Source organism: Pseudomonadota bacterium (genome assembly GCA_034660915.1).
GTDB lineage: Bacteria > Desulfobacterota > Anaeroferrophillalia > Anaeroferrophillales > Anaeroferrophillaceae > DQWO01.
The window spans coordinates 1-2326 of sequence record JAYEKE010000166.1 but is presented as its reverse complement, the minus strand read 5'-3'; the positions used below and the strand labels follow the sequence as shown (position 1 = coordinate 2326).

The following is a 2326-nucleotide window of genomic DNA, read 5'->3' as shown; positions in this document are numbered from 1 at the left end:
GCACCTTTGCTTCGCCGGGCTTCGCTGGGGGACACTCTTGACTATCGCTCACGCCGGGGAGAAATAACTTGAATTTGTTTTTAACGCGAAACTCAAGAATGTCCCCAATCCCGGTAACCTGTAGCCTGTAGCCTTTAGCCTTTAGCCTTGAACCTTACACCTTACACCTTGAACCTTTCTTGTATTCCCTATCCCTTTCCTGCCAGCCAGGAAGGGCTTTTTATCCAGCAAATCATTGACGCTATCCGCACAGAAAAAGTTTTTATTTTTCCCACTGAGAGCTTTTATGGCCTTGGTGGCAATGCCTTAAGTCAACAAGTGGTAGAAAGAGTGGGAAAGTTGAAAAACCGCCCGGACAATAAAGCGTTCCCAATCCTGGTCAGCGACTGCCAGATGCTCGAATCCCTGGTGGAAGACATCCCGGACGTGGCCAGAAAACTCATGAATCGTCACTGGCCCGGACCATTAACTATTATTTTTTCAGCCCGACAGGGACTACCTGCCGGAACCGTCAGCCCGGAACAAAAAATAGCCGTGCGCATTTCCTCCCATCCTTTCCTGCGGCTGCTCAGCAAGAAACTGTCGCTGCCCCTGATTGCCACCAGTGCCAATCTAAGCTCCGCCCCAGCGGCCAAATCCTGGACTGAACTTGACCGGAAGCTGCTGCAAAAGGTAGATTTCTGCGTTGATGGCGGTGATTGTCCTCCAGGACTGGCTTCAACGCTCATCGATATCACCGTATCTCCTCCAAAAGTGATTCGCTCCGGTGATATTTCCCTTGAACAGGAGCAAAGCTGATGGCTAAAAATTTTTTTGGCAGCCCAATCCCAAATCCACAGGCAGTAGCATTGTTCTCCCGGGGACTGGACAGCATTCTGGCGGTAAAAGTCCTGCAGCAGCAGCATCTTGCCATCCAGGGAGTCTTTTTCACCACCCCTTTTTTCAATACCGGAATCAGGGGGCAGGAAAATGAATTCATTGCCAAAATTGCAAAAGACTATGACATCCCTCTATGTGTTATTGATATCAGCACCGAATTTCTTGAGCTGCTTGCAGCTCCAACCCATGGATATGGTAAGAATTTCAACCCCTGCATAGACTGCAAGCTGCTCATGGTCCGTAGCGCCAAGACGTATGCCGCCAAATGGGGCGCAAGTTTTATCGTTACCGGTGAGGTTCTTGGCCAGCGCCCGTTTTCACAACGGCGGGATACCATGCGCATCATTGAAAGGAATTCAGAGACGACCGGTATGCTGCTCCGCCCCCTGTCAGCCAAACTGCTGACGGAAACCATTGTGGAGCAGGAAGGTCTGGTTGACCGGACAAAACTCTTTGATTTTTCCGGCAGGGGACGTAAACCTCAGCTGCGGCTGGCAGCGGAATTGGGAATTGCCAATTTCCCTAACCCGGCAGGCGGCTGTCTGCTCACCGACCCCGCCTATGCCAAGCGGATTAAGGCCCTTTATGCTGATGGACATCGCCCAGATTCCCGTGAAGCCGAGATGCTGAAATATGGCCGTTTTTACCACTTTCCCCCGGCAGCATTTCTGGTAATCGGCCGGAACCAGAGTGAAAACCAACAGCTGCTGCAACTGGCTGACCGGAAAACCATCATTATGCGGCTGGGAGAAATGCCCGGCCCCATCGGCATTTTCAGCGGCTCAGAGGAACAAATGCCGGCAGCCGCATCATTGCTGATCGGCCACAGCAAGGCTCGAAACAAACCCGATGTCTTAATTTCCTGGAAACAGGGAGATCGTTCAGGTTCCTTCAGACAGACAAACTAAAAAAATATTAGTACCTTACAGGTTATTTTCTTGTTTTTTTTAACAAGAAAATGTTCTGATAAGAGTACTTATTTGCGGGCCGTAAAAGTCCGTTTGGGTTGCGGGATATGTTCCCGCATTAGACCAAATATTTATGATGCTTTCGTAATAACTCAACTTTCTGACTTGCATTGCCAGGAATACATTATAGGATGTTCGGGCTTGGCTCATAGCGGTAGTGGCCGCTGAACGAATCACACGATGTGATTCGCAGCGGACGCCTCGGAAGCCGGCCATTGACGGCCGGCGAGAATGAGCGAGAGCCATGCCGGAACATCCTCAAGAACGATTACTTATTTTTTGAAGTTGGGCCGCCAAAGCGGACTGAGAACGCTTTTTACGAAAGCATCAAATATTTTAGAAAAAAAGCTACTGAGAATTTCCTGATGGCCGCTAAAAAAGATTTCGCTGCTGATAAATTGCCCAAACTGACCCCCATGCTGCGGCAATACCAGGCGATCAAGAAAAAACATCCAGACAATATCCTTTTCTACCGCATG

General features: G+C 49.6%; 3 protein-coding genes. 2 read left to right on the top strand and 1 reads right to left on the bottom strand.

Translation table 11 applies throughout. The features are described from left to right. Positions 1-147 precede the first annotated feature (147 nt). The gene (locus U9P07_09820; protein MEA2109702.1) at positions 148-798 is read left to right on the top strand and encodes an L-threonylcarbamoyladenylate synthase; all 651 of its coding nucleotides are present in this window, start codon (positions 148-150) and stop codon (positions 796-798) included. Next, positions 798-1787 carry a hypothetical protein gene (locus tag U9P07_09815; protein ID MEA2109701.1) on the top strand — a complete coding sequence of 330 codons (990 nt, stop codon included), beginning with the start codon at positions 798-800 and terminating at the stop codon, positions 1785-1787. The genes U9P07_09820 and U9P07_09815 overlap by 1 nt, the downstream gene beginning before the upstream one ends. A 39-nt stretch (positions 1788-1826) precedes the next feature. On the opposite strand, the gene U9P07_09810 is transcribed toward U9P07_09815, so the two are convergent. Next, positions 1827-2093, bottom strand: a complete 267-nt coding sequence (locus U9P07_09810; protein ID MEA2109700.1) for a hypothetical protein — start codon at positions 2091-2093, stop codon at positions 1827-1829. Between the last annotated feature and the right edge of the window lie 233 nt (positions 2094-2326).